Consider the following 19,225-nt stretch of genomic DNA (forward strand, 5'->3'; position numbering starts at 1 on the left):
AAGAGTAAAAAGCATTTAGGACGAGCCTGAAAGGCAGCGTTTGTTTGGCATTTCTACTGCGTTATAGCTCATTTATGTAGCCCACTACACTTCAATCGCTATGCCTTGTACAAATACCAAACAAACTGCTGCAAAATTGTACTCGAAAGATCAACAGGCCCTAGCTGCTAAATTCCTGCCATTTTCACAATTCCCAGCTAAACTCTGTTGTATACGTAAAGCTTTAAAAAACAATAAAGTTTAAAAGGACATCTGCTTGCACAACTGTTTACCCCAATATAACAGAGCAAATTGGATCTATTTCGCACTAGCCGCAGCCTATTATTTTAGTGGTGAGCTTTTATCCAACATTTCTGCGCAAACGCAAGTTGTCCCTATATGGTTGCCAGCAGGTTTTGCGTTAGTCGGTTGTTATTTATGGTGGTGGCGCTTTTTTCCGGCAGTTTTCATTAGTTCTGTTTGTTTTAATTTGTTTTCGCAGGGCAATTTAGATTGGTCTTTATTTCACGGCGATTTGCTAAAACAGCTTGTTATGATAGGTGCTGGGTCTACCTTGCAGGCGGCGGTAGGCGCTTTTGTATTGCGCAAATGTGTCGGTGATATTTTAGCGCTTAAATCTGATAGATACGCACTAATGTTTGTATTTGTCATCGGCATCGTCATCTGTTTAATATCAGCCAATATAGGTGTCTACTCACTCAGTTTGTTTAATCCCAACTATAGTGTTGATAATCACTGGTCGAATGTATTATTTTGGTGGGTTGGTGATTCAATTGGTGTGCTGCTGGCAACGCCTTTTGTATTAGCCTTGTTGCGCAAACCCTCTGTTAATAATGGCCAGTCTAACCAAGCATCTTTTGTAGTTATTACCGCCATGGCGCTGTTTGTCGCTGTGTTGGCTATTACTATGATTTTTTCTTTTAACAATAAAAATAGCGCTGAATTTATTGTCGAAAAAGAACTGCAAGTTATCGAAAATAGTTTGCATCGGCAAATCAATAAAAGCCTAGTTAACATCCAAGCTATTGCTAATTTTATTGAACAAACGCCTATGTTAGATAGAGAGCAGTTTGAGCAATATGTCCAACCTATCTTAGCTGAAAACCCTTCAATAAAGGCATTGTCGTGGAACCCAGTCGTATCGCAAGAGTTGCTTACTCGGTTTGTTGGCTTGTGGCGCAATGAATATGAATTTCCCGTAGAGATAAAAGGTGCACCACTAAAACCAACAGATCCACTTGTAGTGGTAAAATACGTGGTGCCAATTGCCGACAATAAACAAGCGTTAGGCTTTAACGTTAATTCGAATCAAGAACGTAAATTAACTTTAGCAGCCAGTGCACAAAGCTCTAGCGCTAGAGCAACACCTATTATTCAATTGGTACAATCAACTGAGCAGCAACCCGCATACTTGTTATTTGCCCCTGTGTATAAACTGATTGCCGAGCAAAGTAGTGATACCTTTTATCAAAAGCGCCTGTTAGGTTACGCTACTGGGGTGTTTACTGTCGAACAAGTGGTGGAGCATGCAATTAGCGCCGAACATTTAGCTATGTTCACTTTTGAGCTAACTGCAGGGGATAACAATGCAGTCATTTATGGTAACAGTGGCCACAGGCAAGTTAGTTTAGCTGCCCAGCCACAAGTTGTTGTGCAGAAATTTACTCAAGCCGGGCAAACTTGGTTATTGTATTTGCAAGTTAAACCTGAATTTATCAATCACTATTTTAATCAAATCTCCCTGATTTTATTGGTTGCACAACTGGTGATTGTCGCGTTTGTTATGACATTAGTATTAAGCATGCATAGTCGAACCCATTTGTTGAATCGATTAGTTAATGAACGTACCGAGTCGCTTAAACAAGCTAAAGAGCAATCCGATCAAGCCAACTTAGCTAAAAGCCGTTTTTTAGCAAATATGAGTCATGAAATCCGTACGCCACTGAATGCGGTTATTGGTTTGTCGCAATTGGCGCAACAAACTAATAGTTACCAAGAAATCAGCGGTTATATCGACAAAATTGAGCAGTCATCAAAAACCTTGTTGAGTTTGGTCAACGATATTTTAGATATCGCTAAAATTGAATCGAACAAACTTGTTATTGAGCACACTTTGTTTGATATGAACTTGCTGCTAGAGCGCATTCAAATTATGTTTGAGTCAAGTGCACATGCAAAACAGTTAACTTGGAAAATAGATAATCAATTGCCGGAAAAACTCTGGTATGTCGGTGATAGTGTGCGCATTGAACAAATATTGATTAATCTGTGTGGCAATGCGTTTAAGTTCACCCAAAGTGGTGAAGTTAACTTGCAGGTTAATCTGCAAACCAGCGACAGCCAACAGGCGTTTTTACTTATTGATCTGATAGACAGTGGCATAGGTATGTCAGTGCAAGAGCAAAGCGCCATTTTTGATGCTTTTGTCCAAGCGGATGTTTCTACTTCACGCAAATTTGGTGGTACAGGTTTGGGCTTAGCCATTTCTAAAGAACTAGCCCAATTGATGGGCGGAGACATTCAAGTCACTAGTGTCAAAGGTAAAGGTTCAACTTTTAAGGTGCAAATCGCGGTCGAAACAAGTACAAGTGCGCCAGAATCAATCGCTAAACCTAAAGCGTTAGATTTGTCGGATGCGCAGATATTGGTCGCAGAAGACAATCAGATAAACCAATTGGTAATTGAAGAAATGCTGAAAACTTTTGCTTGTAATGTCACTATAGTTGCTGACGGTGAACAAGCTATAGCAGCTATTCAACAACAGGATTTTGATTTGGTGTTGATGGATTGCCAAATGCCAGTAATGGATGGTTATGAAGCTACGGCGACAATTCGGCAAATGAAAAATTATCAAGATTTACCTATTATTGCGTTAACCGCAGATGTGATGCCGGCAGACAAAGCTAGAGCAGCTGAAGTCGGGTTTAGTGCTCATTTAGCTAAGCCATTAGATATGGAAAAATTAGCTGAGTGTTTGCGGCAATACTGTTTAAAAAAGTCGAGTTAAACTAGCCAAACACGCTGTTTTCGTATGATTTTTCTTTGATGAGAGAAGGCGTGCAGAGTTCTATGCATCTCTCATCAAGCCTTTCTCAACCACACGCACTAACCTTTGTGTTTTTTTATCTAAGCCTGCATCTAACGTCACATCAGTCATTTTCTGCTGCTGTTGTTCGAGTGCCCAACTAATATGTTCATCAACTAACTCAGAAACTGTGCCTAGTTTATGTTGTAGTTGCTGAATAATCTCTATACTTGCTGGCGCGTTACCAAGGGCTATGGCTATATTTCTTAGCCAATATTCGTAACCTATACGTCTGATGGCACTGCCTTGTAACTTAGTTAAAAAGTCATGTTCTTGCCAGTTCCATAATTCAATTAAATCACTTGAGTCTAAATTGTGTCTGGCCTGAAAATCATCTTCAGCTGTTAAACTAGCAAAGCGGTTCCACGGGCAGACAAGTTGGCAATCGTCACAGCCATAAATGCGGTTACCTATGGCTTGGCGGAATTCTTCAGGAATTGAGCCTTTTTTCTCAATGGTTAAATAGGAAATGCAGCGCCTGGCGTCTACTTCATATGGGGCGACTATCGCTTGGGTTGGGCATATGGTCATGCAAGCCACACAATTTCCACATTTATCTTCAACCGGTTTATCTGTTGGTAATGGTAAATTAATTAATAATTCACCTAAAAAGAACCAACTGCCGCCAGTTTCATTCAGTATTAATGTGTGTTTGCCTGTCCAGCCAATACCTGCTTTCTCTGCAAGTGGTCTTTCTAAAATAGGTGCCGAATCCACAAAAGGGCGAAAACCTGTATTCAACTCGGTTTGTTGTTCAATTTTTTGTCCAAGTTGTTTGAGTTTATTGCGAATCAGTTTGTGGTAGTCACGACCAAGTGAGTAACGGCTGATATAACCTTTATTGTTATCTTTTAGAGTTTTAGCAAACTTGGCTGATTGTGGTAAATAATCCATGCCGATACAAATGGAGCGCACAGAACCTGGGTGTAACTCGGTAGGGCGGGCACGCAATAAACCATGGTTGTGCATATAATCCATTTCACCATGGTAGTTTTTGTCTAGCCAATCTAATAGCGGTTGTTCGTGCTCGGTAAGATCTAAATCACTTATGCCCACATAGGTAAAACCCAACTCGGTTGCCCATTGTTTGATATTTTGTGCAAGCTCTACGAGTTGTTGATCAGATAAAGGCATAATTCGCTAGTTAACAAAACTTGATAGCTGGTTATTTTACGTTAAATTGGCATAGAATAGACAGCAACAATTATAAATAACCCATTTTTACGAAGCTATCTTTATGAAGCTATCTAGCATTCGCCATTGGCCATCAAATTTATATACGCCTGAACAAGTTCGCAGCACTGAAGCTAAAGCCGCTGAACTAAATAATTTATCCTTATTTCAACTTATGCAAAAAGCTGGGCGTGCCATATTTGAATTGGTCGAAACCACGTTTGAGCAGTCAGCGCATATCGGCATTTTGTTAGGCAAAGGCAATAACGCCGGTGATGGTTTAGTTGTAGCTACACTTGCCCTTGAAGCTGGCTGGCGGGTAACGCTAATCAGCATGCCGAACTGCTCCGAATATAAAGGCGAAGCAGCGCAAGCACAGGCTGAATTATTTGCCTTAGATAAAAGTAAACTCAATAGCTTAAACCAGTTAAACGCAAGTGAGGCTGATTTTAGCGAATTTGATCTACTGGTTGATTGTGTATTAGGCACAGGTTTTAGCGGCAGTTTATCGGCAGAGTGGGCGGGTATTTTTCAACAAGCCAATCAAACTAGCCGGTTAATTATTAGTGCCGATATTCCAAGTGGCTTAAATGGCTTAACTGGTGAGGCAGATATAAATGCGATTCAAGCGCAGCACACAGTAACCTTTTTGGCATTAAAACCCGGTTTATTTACTCATGATGCAGCGGATTATTGTGGGCTTATTCACTACGCATCACTTGGCTGCCAGCAACAAATTGAGCAGTTAAACCAAGCTTATTATCAATTAAGTGATTGGAATCAATTAAAAACTGCACTACCAGCGCGTAAACGCAACAGCCATAAAGGCAGTTTTGGCCATGTCTTGTGTATAGGTGGCGACAAAGGTATGGCCGGCGCTATTCGTTTAGCTGGCGAAGCTGCTTTGCGCTGTGGTGCGGGTAAAGTAACAGTGTTAACTCATCCTGAAAATGTGATGCTGGTTGCAAATGGCCGCCCTGAGCTTATGGTACGCGGTGTTAATGGTGTTAGCTCAGAGGTTAAAACTTTACTTGAACAAGCCGAGGTTATTTTAATTGGCCCTGGCCTTGGCAAAACAGGTTGGGCAAATGGCTTGATGCAGTTAGTTGTGGAGAGTGACAAACCAACTGTGGTCGATGCTGATGGTTTAAATTGGTTGGCCGAGCATAAATACAAAAAGAAAAATTGGATTTTAACGCCACATCCAACAGAAGCTGCACGTTTACTTAAACAAAGTACCAATCATATTCAGCATAATAGATACGCAGCTGCAACTGAATTACAAGCACAATTTTCGGGCGCTGTAATACTCAAAGGTTGCGGCAGCTTAATTGCAAATCAACAAGGCATAAAAGTTTGCCGCGCCGGTAACCCTGGTATGGCAACTGCAGGCATGGGCGATTTACTCGCAGGCATATGTGCAGCCATGTTAGCGCAAGGTTATGCAACTGACTTAGCCGCAGAACTTGCGGTAAATATTCATGCAAAAGCCGGAGATTTAGCGGCAAAACAAGGTGAACGTGGTATGATCGCCAGCGATTTATTGCCATATGTGCGTGAAGTTATTAATCCAAGTAAACCTTGATTTAAGTTAGTAAGATTTAGAATATGCAAAGTTATCAAATTGATTTAGCCGACGCTGATGCAACCGTTGCGCTTGGCAAACAACTTGCGGCGCTAATTTCCGCACCTTGTGTGGTTTATTTAATTGGTGATTTAGGCGCAGGTAAAACCACGTTTTCGCGTGGATTAATTCAAGGTTTTGGTTATACGGGCAATGTTAAATCGCCCACTTATACCTTAGTTGAACCTTATGAATTGGCCGATGTCTCAATTTATCATTTTGATTTGTACCGTTTGGCTGATCCACAAGAGCTAGAATTTATCGGTATTGAAGAGTATTTTACTCAATCAAGCATTTGTTTAGTTGAATGGCCAGATAAAGGTCAAGGTTGGTTGGCATCTGCTGATATTCAGATTAATATTGAACATAAAAATGAACAGCGTTCGGCAGAGATTGTTGGTTTAACCGCAATTGGGCAAAAAATTGTTGAGCAATTAGCTTAATCTAATTAGATACAAGTATGCATACATTCAATAAAAAAATATCTAGTTTGCTGGTGTTACTCTTGGTGTTTATATTTACGCCTAAGAGTTTTGCCGCCAACCAAATTGAAAGTGTGCGTATTTGGCCTTCCCCCGATAGTACTCGTGTGGTATTCGACTTAGCCGACAAACCTCAGTACAGTTATTTTTTCCTGCAAAACCCGCATAGATTAGTTATTGATTTACGCGATACTAATAAGAAGTTTGATTTAGGCAAAACCTTTATCAAAGGTGATTTAATCAAACGTGTGCGTTATAGCAAACCCGAATATGCCAACTCACAACGTGTCGTATTAGATTTAACCAAAGCTTTGCAAGCTGGCATTTTTTCACTCAAGCCAATCGGTAATTATGGCAATCGTTTAGTGGTTGATTTAACCGACAATAGCCAAAAAACCGAACAAACGGCTAAAAAAGAGGCTTTGTCTATTGGTGATAGAGATATAATAATTGCGGTCGATGCAGGGCACGGTGGTGAAGATCCGGGGTCTATTGGCCCTTCAGGTTTGTACGAAAAGAAAGTTACTTATCAAATTTCACAAAAAGTCACCAACTTAATTAATGCCGAAAAGGGATTAGCCGCTTACATGGTGCGTACCGGCGATTATTATGTTGATGTAAATAAACGTTCAGTGATAGCGCGTAAACATAAAGCCGATTTATTAATTTCTATTCACGCCGATGCATTTACTAGCCCGCAGCCTAAAGGGGCCTCTGTATGGATGTTGTCATTACGCCGTGCAAATACTGAAATTGGTCGCTGGATAGAACAAACAGAACAACATGGTGAATTGTTAGGTGGCGCTGGCGAAATAATTGTTGATACACAAAACGAGAAATATTTAGCCAAAGCTTTATTAGATATGTCGATGGATCATTCAATCACAACAAGCTACGCACTCAGCCAAGAAATGGTCAATCAGCTAAGTAAAGTCACTTATATGCATAAAAAAACGCCACAAACAGCCAGTTTGGGTGTGTTGAAGTCACCAGATATCCCATCTTTATTGATAGAAACAGGTTTTATTTCTAATCCAACTGAAGAGCGCAAACTTAATCAAAGAGATCATCAACAGAAGTTGTCTGCAGCTATTGCTAAAGCAATTAAGAACCATTTTAGAAAGTATCCACCAGAAGGCACTTTATATGCGTCTATGTATCGCAGCACAGATCATATAGTGGCGAAAGGTGAATCTTTATCTGTAATCGCCAAAAGATATTCAACTTCAGTGTCAGCGCTTAGACAAGTGAATCAACTTAAATCTGATATGTTACGTATCGGTCAAACGCTAAAAATTCCACAATCATAATGCCCATTCAAATTTTATCGCCCCAGTTGGCTAACCAAATTGCTGCCGGTGAAGTAGTCGAGCGGCCTGCATCGGTAATTAAAGAGCTAGTTGAAAATAGCTTAGATGCGGGCGCAACAAAAATAGACATAGATATCGAACGTGGTGGCAGCCAATTAATGCGCATTCGTGACAATGGCAAAGGCATAGCTAAAGAAGAGCTGATGTTAGCGCTCAGTCGCCATGCAACATCAAAAGTGACGAGTTTAGAAGATTTAGAGCAAATTTTAAGTTTAGGTTTTCGTGGTGAAGCGCTCGCGAGTATTAGCTCAGTATCAAGGTTAACTTTAACTTCTAAACCTGCCGACCAAGCTGAAGCTTGGGCGGCCATTGCGGAAGGGCGCGACATGCAAGTGAGTTTGCAACCCGCTGCGCATCCCGACGGCACTTGTGTTGAAGTGGCTGATTTATTTTTTAATACACCCGCAAGACGACGCTTTTTACGCTCAGATAAAACCGAATACCAGCATATAGACGAAGTGGTGAGACGGATTGCATTGAGTCGATTTGATGTGCAAATTAAATTAACTCACAACGGTGCTTTGCAGCGCAGTTATAGAGTGGCTAATCAAAATAATGCCGATGCACGTATTCAAGCTATTTGTGGGCGAAACTTTACTGAAGGCTCTGTGTATATTCAGAGTGATTACCAAGACATAAAAGTGTCAGGCTGGTTAGGTTTGCCGCAAGCTGCACGTAACCAAAACGATATGCAGTATTGTTATATCAATGGTCGCATGATGCGTGACAAGCTGATTAATCACGCAATTCGCCAAGCCTATGAAGACTCGCTGCCAAGTGATATGTACCCAGCTTATGTCTTGTATTTGACGATAGATCCAAAACAGGTTGATGTAAATGTGCATCCGGCTAAACACGAAGTGCGTTTTCACCAAGCGCGCCTTGTGCATGATTTTGTTTATCAAACTTTGCATAAAGCTTTGCATGAGAGTCAGCAGCAAATTTGGCAAGAACAAGCGCAGCCATTGGCTAGCGTGCCAACGGCAGAACAAAACAACAGTGATGATGTTTTTGCATCAAGCACTGATTTTGAACGCGCACAGTCGCCAATCACAGAACCTCTAGCAGACAAGCACAGCAATTACCCAAACAGTCAAACAAGTACTGGCGTTGAATTATCCGGTCTAGCAACTCAGCTATTTCCAGGCCAACAGCGGCCAACTTCGTTTCAGCAAAAACACAATAATAGTTATTCTGTGCCAGCTGCCAAAGTACAAGAGCGCATGATGGAAAATTACGCGCAGTTAGTTGCGCCAGTGAGTGTGACAGAGAATCAAACATTCACAGATACAAATGAAGCAACAACTCAGACGACAACTGAGTGGAAGTTGGTCGACTGTATTCAGCAGAATTGGTTGGTATTTACCAATCAGCAATCTTTATATGCAGCGAATTATCAAGCCGTTTTACAGCAAGCTGTTTGTTATAAATTGTTCCCACAAGGGCAAAGTGCTGTGACTAAACCTTTACTTGTGCCAGTGTCGCTTAAGTTAACCAATAGCGACAAAAATCTATTTGATAGCCAAGCTGATTGGCTAAAGCATTTAGGTTTTGCTTGGCGCTGGTTAAAAGAGAGCACATTGGTGATCACCCAAATCCCTTCTATACTGAGCAACATAGATTTAGCCAATTTATTTGCAACTTGGGTTGAAATAGTCGGTAAAGCATCGAATATTGAAGATGTAGCCATTCAGCAAAGTTTTATTCGAGCTGTGGTTAAACAAATTCAGCATAAAGCTGATTTAAATAAAACTTGGCTTAGCAGTTGGCAAAATCAAGCGCCAGTCGAGTTTAATAGTTGGATGGCTAATCATTGCCAACAAATAGATTTAAATAAATTATTTTGAGAGTACAAATGCAGCAGCTTGAAACACAAGCTATTTTTATAATGGGGCCAACGGCTTCTGGCAAAACAGCCTTGGCACTCGAACTTGCCAAACATTTTCCAATTGAGATTATCAGTGTCGATTCAGCTTTGGTGTACAAAGGTATGGATATTGGTAGTGCCAAACCTACTGCAGAAGAACAAGCGGTTGCACCGCATCATTTAATTGATTTTTTAGATCCTGCAGAAAGTTACTCAGCTGCTGATTTTCGCAAAGATGCATTGAAACTAATTGAGCAAATTCACGGTCGTAATAAATTGCCAGTTTTAGTTGGCGGTACTATGCTGTATTTTAAAGCTTTATTGGAAGGTTTATCTGAGTTACCAGCGGCGGATGAGAAAGTTCGAGCTGAGCTGGCCGCCGAAGCTGACAAGGTCGGTTGGCAAGTGATGCATCAGCAACTTGCTGAAATAGATCCTGTGGCGGCTGAGCGAATTCATCCGAACGATCCACAAAGGATTAATCGCGCTTTAGAGGTTTATCGCATTAGTGGTAAAACCATGACAGAATTAACTGAAGACAAAGGCCAAGCATTCCCGTATAAAGTGACTCAGTTCGCAATTGCCCCTAATAGTCGAGAGGTTTTGCACCAACGAATTGAACATAGATTTAAGTTAATGTTACAACAAGGTTTTGAACAAGAAGTTATAAAAATGTTTGAAAGAGGTGATTTGCACGAAGATTTGCCTTCTATACGCTGTGTGGGCTACAGACAAATGTGGGATTACCTTGCAAAAAAAATAGAATATGATGAAATGGTGTTCCGTGGCACAGTTGCTACACGTCAATTAGCAAAACGGCAGATGACGTGGTTGCGTAATTGGCCACAAATAAACTGGTTAGACAGTGAACAATCAGGGTTGATAGAAAAAACTATTTCGTTAATTAATTGAAATAGCGCTAGTTTAGTACTAAGTTAAACACTAAAATACTTATTAATAATAAAATAATAAGGAGCCGAACATGGCCAAAGGACAATCATTACAAGACCCGTTTTTAAATGCGTTAAGAAGAGAAAGAATTCCTGTATCAATTTATTTGGTAAATGGGATCAAATTACAGGGGCAAGTCGAATCATTTGATCAGTTTGTTATCTTGCTAAAAAATACAGTTAGCCAGATGGTTTATAAACATGCGATCTCGACTGTGGTGCCTGCGCGTCCATTCCAGACTAATCCAAATGCACAAGCGAATTTTAACGAATCAGAAGTTGAATAACATTTTTAAATTAAGAGGGTTTCTGCTTGTTTGATAGATATAAAGCAGGCGACCAGGCCATCTTAGTTCATGTTGATTTAGACGACGAAGTCGCAAGAGAAGATTTAGAAGAACTCAAGTTGTTAGCCTCCTCTGCTGGAGTAAATACTTTGGCAGTGGTGACTGCTGCCCGTTCTAAACCTGATCCCAAATTTTTTGTTGGTAGTGGCAAAGCTGAAGAAATTCAGCAAGCTGTTGTGGCATTAGAAGCTAATGTGGTGATTTTTAATCATGCATTAAGCCCCTCACAAGAGAAAAATGTTGAAGCTCTGGTGAAGTGCCGCGTTTTAGATCGCACTACGTTAATCCTAGATATTTTTGCCCAACGAGCTCGTACCCACGAAGGTAATTTGCAAGTTGAATTGGCACAGTTGAAACATATTTCGACTAGGCTAATACGCGGTTGGACTCACTTAGAGCGGCAAAAAGGTGGTATAGGTTTACGTGGGCCGGGTGAAACCCAGTTAGAAACCGACCGACGCTTAATTCGTGGACGTATCAAAAACATTGAGAGACGTCTCGAAAAAGTAGCTAAGCAACGTGATCAGGGGCGACGAGCGCGTAAACGTTCCGCATTACCAACTATTTCTTTGGTTGGATATACCAACGCCGGAAAATCTACCCTGTTTAATCGTTTAACTGAATCTGACGTGTATGCGGCGGATCAATTGTTCGCAACACTTGATCCAACTTTACGTAAAATAACGTTAGAAGAAGTTGGCGATAGTATTTTAGCCGATACGGTTGGTTTTATTAGGCATCTCCCCCATGATCTAGTTGCAGCTTTTAAAGCAACTTTACAAGAAACGCGAGATGCGGATATTCAGCTGCATGTAATAGATGCGGCGGACGAGCGTAGAGCGGAAAATATTGGTGCGGTTAATAAGGTTCTTGAAGAAATTGAAGCTGACGACATTACCCAAATATTGGTTTACAACAAAATAGACCAACTTGAGGACGTGCGGCCGCATATTGACAGAGATGATGAAGGCCGAATTGTACGTGTATGGTTGTCCGCACGTACAGGTGAAGGCTGCGAACTGTTATTACAAGCGCTAACTGAACATTTAGCGCGCAGTATGGTTGAATACAAACTAGCAATTCCGCCGGCTCAACAGCAATGGCGTGGGGTGTTTTTCCAGCTAGATTGTATTGTCGAAGAATCTTATAGCGAATTAGGTGATTGGCTGGTTGATGTAAAAATGTCGAGCGAAGATTGGAATCGTTTGAACAAAACACATCAGGGCCAGTTAGAGAATTTTATTATTGATTAAGTTGGAGTGGCATTATGGCCTGGAATGAACCGGGTAATAGTAACAACAAAGACCCGTGGGGAAACAAAGGTGGCAAAGATCAAGGACCACCAGATCTCGATGAAATATATAAAGACACCATGAACAAGCTAAAAAAATCTTTTGGCGGCAAAGGTGGTGGTAGCGCTTCTAACAATAATAACTCGGGTGGCGGTATTAGCAGCTCAGGGTTAATTTTAGTGGCGGTTATCTTGTTCTTTGTTTGGGGATATTTAGGTTTATCCACAATTAAAGAAGCTGAGCGAGGCGTGGTTCTACGTTTTGGTCAATTCCACAGCATTATCGAGCCAGGCCTACAATGGCAGCCAGCCTTTATTGATAAAGTAATTGCGGTCAATGTTGAAAGTGTTGCCTCGTTAACGTCTAGCGGCAAAATGCTAACGAAAGATGAAAACGTCGTAATTGTTGAGATGGAGGTTCAATATCGTATTGAAAATCCACGTCACTTCTTATTCAGCGTGACAGAGCCTGTATATAGTTTACGTCAAGCAACTGATTCAGCATTGCGTTATGTTGTTGGTCATTCAACTATGGACAACGTATTAACCACAGGTCGTGAAGAAGTTCGCCAACAAACTTGGCAATTGCTTGAAGAAACAATTGAACGTTACAACTTAGGTATTCAAGTTGTTGACGTCAACTTCTTGCCAGCACGTCCACCAGAGCAAGTTAAACCTGCTTTTGATGATGCAATTGCTGCCCAAGAAGATGAAAATCGTTATATCCAAGAAGCACAAGCATATGCCAAAGCTCGTGAGCCACAAGCTCGTGGTGTAGTGCGTCGTATGGAAGAAGAAGCCAAAGCTTATAAAGAGCGGGTCATTTTAGAAGCGCGCGGTGAAGTTGCTCGATTCGAGAAGCTTTTACCTGAATTTGAAGCTGCGCCAAAAGTAACGCGTGATCGCTTATATCTAGAAACGATGGAACAAGTATATTCAAATACCACCAAAATCGTTTTGGATTCAGAAGGCAGCGGCAATATGATTTATTTGCCTTTGGATAAAATTTTGCAACAACAGCAAAATCGTAACCAAGAGCAAAATAATCAGTCAGGCTTAGACTCTGGCCAATATTCACCACCGGTGACCTCATCTTCACGTAGTTCAAGCCAATCATCAGGCTTGCGTGATAGCAACCGTTTTGCAGGAGGCCGTTAATATGAAAAATTTAATTATCGGTACAATTGTTGTTTTATTTGTATTGGTTTATTCGTCGCTATTTGTTATTGGCGAAGGTGAACGTGGTATTGTTATTCAGTTTGGTAAAGTAAAACGTGATAGCCAAAATACTACAGTAATTTACGCGCCAGGTTTACACTTCAAAATTCCATTAATTGAAAAAGTTCGTATTTTAGATGCGCGTATTCAAACTTTGGATGGCGAAGCAGACCGTTTTGTAACTTCAGAGAAAAAAGACTTAATTGTTGATTCTTATGTGAAGTGGCGCATTAAAGACTTTGAAACTTATTATCTTAAAACCAGTGGTATTAAATCGAATGCTGAAGGTTTATTAGATCGTAAATTCAGTAATGGTTTACGTAGCCAAATAGGTTCGCGCACTATTGCGGAAATTGTTTCTGGTGAGCGTGATGAACTAATGGATAAAGCTTTAACTGGTATGCAAGAAAGTGCTGCTGAGTTAGGTATTGAAGTGGTTGACGTACGTGTTAAGAAAATCAACCTACCAGATGAAGTGAGTAGCTTTATTTATGATCGTATGCGTGCTGAACGTAACGCGGTTGCAGCTGAGCATAGATCACAAGGTAAAGAACAAGCTGAGTTTATCAAAGCTGACATTGATGCGCGTATTACCATTATGGTTGCAGACGCTGAGCGTAATTTACGTGCGGTGAAAGGTGAAGGGGATGCAGAAGCAGCGCGTATTTACGCAAATGCTTATAACCAAAACCCTGAGTTTTTCTCATTCTTACGTAGCTTAGATGCTTACAAACAGAGCTTTAACAGCAAAAACGATGTTATGTTGGTTAAGCCTGACGGCGACTTCTTTAAATACATGAACAACGCTAAATAATCAGCTAACCTTAGTTAACTGATTTAATTCTAAAAAGCTGCCTTGTGCAGCTTTTTTGTTTTTATACTCTTATTTCCGACCGATTTAGGCTAAAATGCGCGCTGATTTTTGTGTAGTTAAGAACAGATATGACCGAGCAAGCCGCCGACTCAGCAATGGCTATTAGCCAAATAAATTTAGCCGATAGCAACCAAGCTAGTCCTCTAGCTAAAGCCAATCAGCCTAGTCAAGCTAAGATTATTTTAGCGACCATTAATGCTAAATATATTCATGCAAGTTTAGGTTTGCGCTATTTGTATGCCAATATGCAAGAGCTACAGCCAAATACCGAAATTCAAGAGTTTGTTATTCAAACCAGACCTATAGACATTGTTGAACAAATTTTAGCGGCTAAACCTAACATAGTTGGTTTTGGTGTTTATATTTGGAACATAGTTGAAACCACTAATGTCGTGAGTTTGCTTAAAGTTATCGCACCAGAAGTTAAAGTGGTGTTAGGTGGCCCTGAAGTTAGTTATGAAACTGAGCAGCAAGTGATTGCTCAATCAGCTGATTATGTTTTGACGGGTGCGGCAGATATCAGTTTTTATCAATTGTGTTTAGACATTATTAATAACACTGAACCTGCGCAAAAAGTGCTTAAATCTAAACCCGTCGCGTTAGCAGATTTGCAATTGCCTTATCAATACTACACAGATGAAGATTTAAAAAATCGTTTGTTATATGTTGAAGCTTCGCGCGGTTGTCCATTTAAATGTGAGTTTTGTTTATCGTCATTAGACACTGCATCCAATCCTTTTGAGTTAGAAACTTTCCTTGAACAAATGGATATTCTCTATCAACGTGGCGCGCGTAATTTTAAGTTTATTGACCGAACTTTTAATCTGAACATAAACACTTCAATTAAAATTATGCAGTTTTTCTTGGATAGAATGACGGATGATTTATATCTGCATTTTGAAGTGGTGCCAGATCACTTGCCGCGTAAGTTAAAAGAATTTCTAGCGCAATTCCCTGAAGATAGTTTGCAATTTGAAGTGGGTATTCAAACTTTTGAACCGCAAGTGCAAGCTAATATTAGCCGTAAACAAAACAATGATAAGTCGAAAGACAACCTTAAGTGGTTGCGTGAAAATACCAGTGCACATATTCATGCTGACTTGATCTTTGGTTTGCCGGGCGAAACGCTTGAATCCTTCCGCGACAGTTTTAATGAACTATATGCCTGTAACCCACAAGAAATTCAATTAGGTATTTTAAAACGCTTAAAAGGCAGCCCGATTATTCGCCATACTGAAACCTTTGATTTGCGTTTTAGCCCATTGCCACCATTTAATATTTTAAGTACCGACCGAGTTGACTTTGCAACTATGCAGTTGGTTAATCGATTTGCCCGTTATTGGGACATGATCGGTAACTCTGGCCGTTTTAAACATGCGCTGCCTATATTAATGGACTCGAATCCATTTGATGAATTTATGGCACTAACCAACTGGTTATTTGAGCAAACAGGGCAAACGCATCAAATAAACTTAAAACGTTTATATGAGTTATTTGCTCAAGCAACTGAGGTGTTATTTCCTGAAAAACACCAAGCTGTTGTAGCAGCTATTGAGCAAGACTATGCTGCGTCTAAGTTAAAGAGCCATTTCTCTACCTTGACTTTGTCTATGCCAGTGGCGAATGAGCTTGATTCTGATAAACAAGTTGCTCAGTCAAAATTGTTGCAGCGTCAGCACAGACATAAAGTGTGAGCTAGTTAACTAAAAATATTTCAGGTAAAGGGTTAATGTGAGCTAGCTCGCATTAACTTATATCATAGCTTGTTGTAATCATTGTTTTTTACCAAAGTTATTGTGCCGCCAGACATTTTATGGCGGTGAATTACACACAATAGCTTCCAATTAGTGGTAAAGGAAAAAACAATGAAATTCAGGTCAGCATTTTTAGCAGTATGCTTAGGACTCACAGCTTGTAACGTTTCGGTAGAAATTGACGAGCAGGATACAACACAACAACCAGATCCAAACACCCCACCAAGCGATAACCCGCCGGTTGATAATCCAACTGTTCCACCAGTGGATGCTGGTGCAGGTAAATTTGCTGCAGCTTTTGCTGGCAAATCTTTAATGGGTATGAATTTAGGTGGTGATGTTTATTATTCTGCCAGTCAATATTACAAAGATTTAATGCGTGCGGCCGATCCGTGGAAAACCGCCGATAGCACAGGTACTCGCTGGGAAAACGATATTTATTTCAGTCAAATACCTAAAAGAGCTGATGGTTACCCAACACATGTACCTTTTGCAGTAAATGGCACCAATGAATTACAAAGAGTTGAAACCCCTATTAGTGCAGGTAGCCGTGACAACACAGGTTTGTACCATGTATTTTTTGCAGGCTCGGGCGAGTTCGAAATTTTAGGCGCAAGCTTGCAGCAAACACCTGCTGATGGTCATAGAGTTTATGATTTTGGTACTCAGGCTGGTGCAGACAAAATTTTACGCATTAGCCAATCTGATATAAACGATCCAATTCATGCTATACAAATCATCCATGAAGACGACTTAGCTAGTTATCAAACACAAGCTTTTAACGATGAGCTTAAGCCGAGTTTAGCCGATGTTTCGTTTGTGCGTTTAATGGATATGATGTTTACCAACGGAAATGCTGCCGAAAGTGATGAAAACATCACGCCAATCAATTATTACACCAACAATGATTGCCCAGGCAATGTGTGTGATGGCAGTCATTTTGCTGGTCATCCACCACAAGTACTGATGCAAATGGTCAATCATTTAGATGTGCATCCATGGTTAACTTTTGGTCATAAAGTTGACGATGACTACATTCGAGCTTATGCACAAATCGTATTGGATACCTTGGACGATGATAAATACGTTATTTTGGAGTATTCCAACGAACTGTGGAATTGGTTGTTCGAACAAACCCATTGGTTAAGCCAAACCGCTTGTGCTGACTCTGTTGCTAGAGTTGAACTAGACAATGGCGAATGTGATGGTGAAACCTCATCAAGACGTTATCAAACCAAACGCTCATTAGAAATTTTTAATGCCTTTAAACAAGTGTTTGGGGACGAGTCGCATCGAGTGATCACTGTATTAGCAGGGCAAGGCTCATGGGCTGCGCGTACCGAAATGTCACTACAAGCGTTAAATGATCCGGCAATTAATCCACATAACCAAAGTTTTGATGCCTTGGCGATAGCGCCTTATTTTGGTGGCGACTTTCATATAGCCGACCAAACATCACGTGATTATATCGTTAATTCCTCTTTTGATGAGCTAGAAGATTTTGCTATTGAACAAATTCACTCGGATGAAGTTAAAGGTGGGATAGAGCAGCATAAACAACTTGCCAATCAATACAAAATGGAACTGATTGCCTACGAAGGCGGTCAGCACTTTTTATGTGGTGCAGAATTTTGTGATGACCAAGCGTTAATGACTAAGTTGGCTGATTTTCAACGCCATCAGGTGATGCAAAATATTTATGATGAATACTACAAAGTTTGGTTTGCCGCCGGTGGTTCTATATTTGCTGCTTTCAGTCATATAGGCCCAGCAGATAGTAAGTTCGGTGCTTGGGGGACAATGGAATATTATGGCCAAGATATTAATCAAACACCTAAATTACGTGCCTTACAAACCGCGAGTAGCACTTACAGCTATCAACAACCGGATTTTGAGCAAGTACCTAATCTTGTACCAACACCAGATCCACAGCCAACACCTGATGCGCAACCTACGCCAGATCCGGTAGATCCAACACCAGACCCGGTCGACCCGCCACAAACAGGTGATAAAAACTTAAAAACCTATATTTTTGGTCATAGTTTAATTTTGCATTTAACGGAAACAGACGAAACGACAGTGCCGCATTGGACGCACCAAATGGCTGTACACACAGGTGATACTTTTTCCGTGAGCGGTCAATATGGCTTTTTACTGCAACACGCTAACTTGCCACCCAATGCTCAATGGGGTTTTGACCAAGTGCCAGGCGCGTGGGATCAAGATACCGGCGATACTTTTGCGGATGTAGATTTTAATACTGTGTTATTAACCGCAGCCAATTTTGTCCAATATAAAGCAGCAAGTGAACCCTATGATGGTGATAACCCAGAGCAAAAATCACCGCTGTCTGCGACAACAGAAATTGTTGATTGGTTACGCACGCAAGAGCCAGGTATTCAAGTATACATTTATGAAAATTGGCCTGATATGGGCGGCACTTTCCCACCATCAGAACAAAGATTAGCTGAATATCACCAACAAACATTAAATGATCAATCCGGTGGTTTCCATCGCTGGTGGTTGGATTATCACGATCAACTCGTACAATCGCGCCCTGATGCAAATGTCAAAATGATCCCTGTTGGGCCTGTCATTGCCAAATTACTTACCCAAACTGCACTAAAAGATATTCCTGTGGGTGATTTGTACGAAGACAACTCACCTCATGGTCGGGTAACTATCTACTATCTAGCCAGTTTAGTCACTTATATGGCTATGTATCAGCAAAAAGCACCAAGCGATTTTGTTGTGCCAGATAGCATTCATCAACTAGTGCATGATAACCATCAAAGCACGATAGATTTTATTTGGACTGAACTTCAGCAATTTAATTTTGCTTCAGGTTCAAGCCGAGTTTGGTAAATCTAGCCAATTAAAGGATAATGCGCCCAAAGTTTTTTGCTAAGGGCGCTTATGGAATTGGCTTGGTTAAAATTAATTGCGTTAGTGTTAATAATTGAAGGTATAGGACCGTTTTTATTTCCGAATAAATGGCGTAACTATTTAATTCAAATGGCACAAATGCCTGCACAGCAAATGCGTATAATTGGTGGTTTTTTGTTACTAATTGGTACTATTATTCTGTGGCTAAATTAGTGGTTAAATTAAACTTATAATTTATTCCCTTTTATTAATGATTTTACTGGCGCAAATTGGTAGAATCCGCGCCCTGCTTTTATGAAATGAT

General features: G+C 40.6%; 14 protein-coding genes. 13 read left to right on the top strand and 1 reads right to left on the bottom strand.

From position 1 onward, the window contains the following. Window positions 1-256 precede the first annotated feature (256 nt). Complete coding sequence (locus ACMZOO_RS12000) at window positions 257-3,007, top strand: CHASE domain-containing protein (RefSeq protein WP_440903570.1); 2,751 nt, start codon at window positions 257-259, stop codon at window positions 3,005-3,007. A gap of 60 nt (window positions 3,008-3,067) precedes the next feature. Here the strand turns inward: ACMZOO_RS12000 and queG are convergent, their stop codons facing one another. Further along, entirely contained in the window at window positions 3,068-4,219 is a 1,152-nt protein-coding gene (gene queG, locus ACMZOO_RS12005) for a tRNA epoxyqueuosine(34) reductase QueG (protein WP_440903571.1), read from the bottom strand. A gap of 103 nt (window positions 4,220-4,322) precedes the next feature. On the opposite strand from queG, the gene ACMZOO_RS12010 reads away from it, so the two are divergent. From ACMZOO_RS12010 to ACMZOO_RS12065, 12 genes are all read left to right on the top strand, one after another. After that, window positions 4,323-5,843, top strand: a complete 1,521-nt coding sequence (locus ACMZOO_RS12010) for an NAD(P)H-hydrate dehydratase (RefSeq protein WP_440903572.1) — start codon at window positions 4,323-4,325, stop codon at window positions 5,841-5,843. A 23-nt stretch (window positions 5,844-5,866) separates the two neighbouring features. After that, window positions 5,867-6,325: a tRNA (adenosine(37)-N6)-threonylcarbamoyltransferase complex ATPase subunit type 1 TsaE gene (gene tsaE / locus ACMZOO_RS12015; RefSeq protein WP_440903573.1), complete on the top strand. Its 459-nt coding sequence runs from the start codon at window positions 5,867-5,869 to the stop codon at window positions 6,323-6,325. Between the two features lie 17 nt (window positions 6,326-6,342). After that, a complete protein-coding gene (locus tag ACMZOO_RS12020) occupies window positions 6,343-7,674 on the top strand; it encodes an N-acetylmuramoyl-L-alanine amidase (protein WP_440903574.1) in 1,332 nt (443 codons plus the stop codon). Then, entirely contained in the window at window positions 7,674-9,581 is a 1,908-nt protein-coding gene (gene mutL, locus ACMZOO_RS12025) for a DNA mismatch repair endonuclease MutL (protein WP_440903575.1), read from the top strand. The genes ACMZOO_RS12020 and mutL overlap by 1 nt, the downstream gene beginning before the upstream one ends. Window positions 9,582-9,589: 8 nt before the next feature. Beyond that, window positions 9,590-10,513 (top strand): tRNA (adenosine(37)-N6)-dimethylallyltransferase MiaA, encoded by a 924-nt coding sequence (gene miaA / locus ACMZOO_RS12030; RefSeq protein WP_440903576.1) that lies wholly within the window; start codon window positions 9,590-9,592, stop codon window positions 10,511-10,513. 70 nt (window positions 10,514-10,583) lie between these two features. Next, window positions 10,584-10,838, top strand: a complete 255-nt coding sequence (gene hfq / locus ACMZOO_RS12035) for an RNA chaperone Hfq (RefSeq protein ID WP_016955279.1) — start codon at window positions 10,584-10,586, stop codon at window positions 10,836-10,838. Window positions 10,839-10,864: 26 nt separating this feature from the next. After that, window positions 10,865-12,151 carry a ribosome rescue GTPase HflX gene (gene hflX, locus ACMZOO_RS12040; protein WP_440903577.1) on the top strand — a complete coding sequence of 429 codons (1,287 nt, stop codon included), beginning with the start codon at window positions 10,865-10,867 and terminating at the stop codon, window positions 12,149-12,151. A 14-nt stretch (window positions 12,152-12,165) separates the two neighbouring features. Continuing rightward, window positions 12,166-13,347: an FtsH protease activity modulator HflK gene (gene hflK / locus ACMZOO_RS12045; RefSeq protein ID WP_016955277.1), complete on the top strand. Its 1,182-nt coding sequence runs from the start codon at window positions 12,166-12,168 to the stop codon at window positions 13,345-13,347. Window position 13,348: 1 nt separating this feature from the next. After that, the gene (gene hflC, locus ACMZOO_RS12050; protein ID WP_016955276.1) at window positions 13,349-14,221 is read left to right on the top strand and encodes a protease modulator HflC; all 873 of its coding nucleotides are present in this window, start codon (window positions 13,349-13,351) and stop codon (window positions 14,219-14,221) included. Between the two features lie 128 nt (window positions 14,222-14,349). Next, window positions 14,350-15,975, top strand: a complete 1,626-nt coding sequence (locus tag ACMZOO_RS12055) for a DUF4080 domain-containing protein (RefSeq protein WP_440903578.1) — start codon at window positions 14,350-14,352, stop codon at window positions 15,973-15,975. A 171-nt stretch (window positions 15,976-16,146) separates the two neighbouring features. Further along, complete coding sequence (locus ACMZOO_RS12060) at window positions 16,147-18,900, top strand: hypothetical protein (RefSeq protein WP_440903579.1); 2,754 nt, start codon at window positions 16,147-16,149, stop codon at window positions 18,898-18,900. A gap of 51 nt (window positions 18,901-18,951) precedes the next feature. Further along, the gene (locus ACMZOO_RS12065) at window positions 18,952-19,134 is read left to right on the top strand and encodes a DUF2065 domain-containing protein (RefSeq protein WP_440903580.1); all 183 of its coding nucleotides are present in this window, start codon (window positions 18,952-18,954) and stop codon (window positions 19,132-19,134) included. The last annotated feature ends 91 nt before the right edge of the window (window positions 19,135-19,225 follow it).

This window comes from Catenovulum sp. SX2, from assembly GCF_052056295.1.
GTDB lineage: Bacteria > Pseudomonadota > Gammaproteobacteria > Enterobacterales > Alteromonadaceae > Catenovulum.

Bases quoted from the DNA above. Each gene is read 5' to 3' on its own strand.
- queG (WP_440903571.1), bottom strand. From the start codon at position 4,219: ATGCCTTTATCTGATCAACAACTCGTAGAGCTTGCACAAAATATCAAA.
- ACMZOO_RS12020 (WP_440903574.1), top strand. From the start codon at position 6,343: ATGCATACATTCAATAAAAAAATATCTAGTTTGCTGGTGTTACTCTTG.
- ACMZOO_RS12065 (WP_440903580.1), top strand. From the start codon at position 18,952: ATGGAATTGGCTTGGTTAAAATTAATTGCGTTAGTGTTAATAATTGAA.
- hfq (WP_016955279.1), top strand. From the start codon at position 10,584: ATGGCCAAAGGACAATCATTACAAGACCCGTTTTTAAATGCGTTAAGA.
- tsaE (WP_440903573.1), top strand. From the start codon at position 5,867: ATGCAAAGTTATCAAATTGATTTAGCCGACGCTGATGCAACCGTTGCG.
- hflC (WP_016955276.1), top strand. From the start codon at position 13,349: ATGAAAAATTTAATTATCGGTACAATTGTTGTTTTATTTGTATTGGTT.
- ACMZOO_RS12010 (WP_440903572.1), top strand. From the start codon at position 4,323: ATGAAGCTATCTAGCATTCGCCATTGGCCATCAAATTTATATACGCCT.
- ACMZOO_RS12060 (WP_440903579.1), top strand. From the start codon at position 16,147: ATGAAATTCAGGTCAGCATTTTTAGCAGTATGCTTAGGACTCACAGCT.
- ACMZOO_RS12055 (WP_440903578.1), top strand. From the start codon at position 14,350: ATGACCGAGCAAGCCGCCGACTCAGCAATGGCTATTAGCCAAATAAAT.
- hflK (WP_016955277.1), top strand. From the start codon at position 12,166: ATGGCCTGGAATGAACCGGGTAATAGTAACAACAAAGACCCGTGGGGA.
- mutL (WP_440903575.1), top strand. From the start codon at position 7,674: ATGCCCATTCAAATTTTATCGCCCCAGTTGGCTAACCAAATTGCTGCC.
- miaA (WP_440903576.1), top strand. From the start codon at position 9,590: ATGCAGCAGCTTGAAACACAAGCTATTTTTATAATGGGGCCAACGGCT.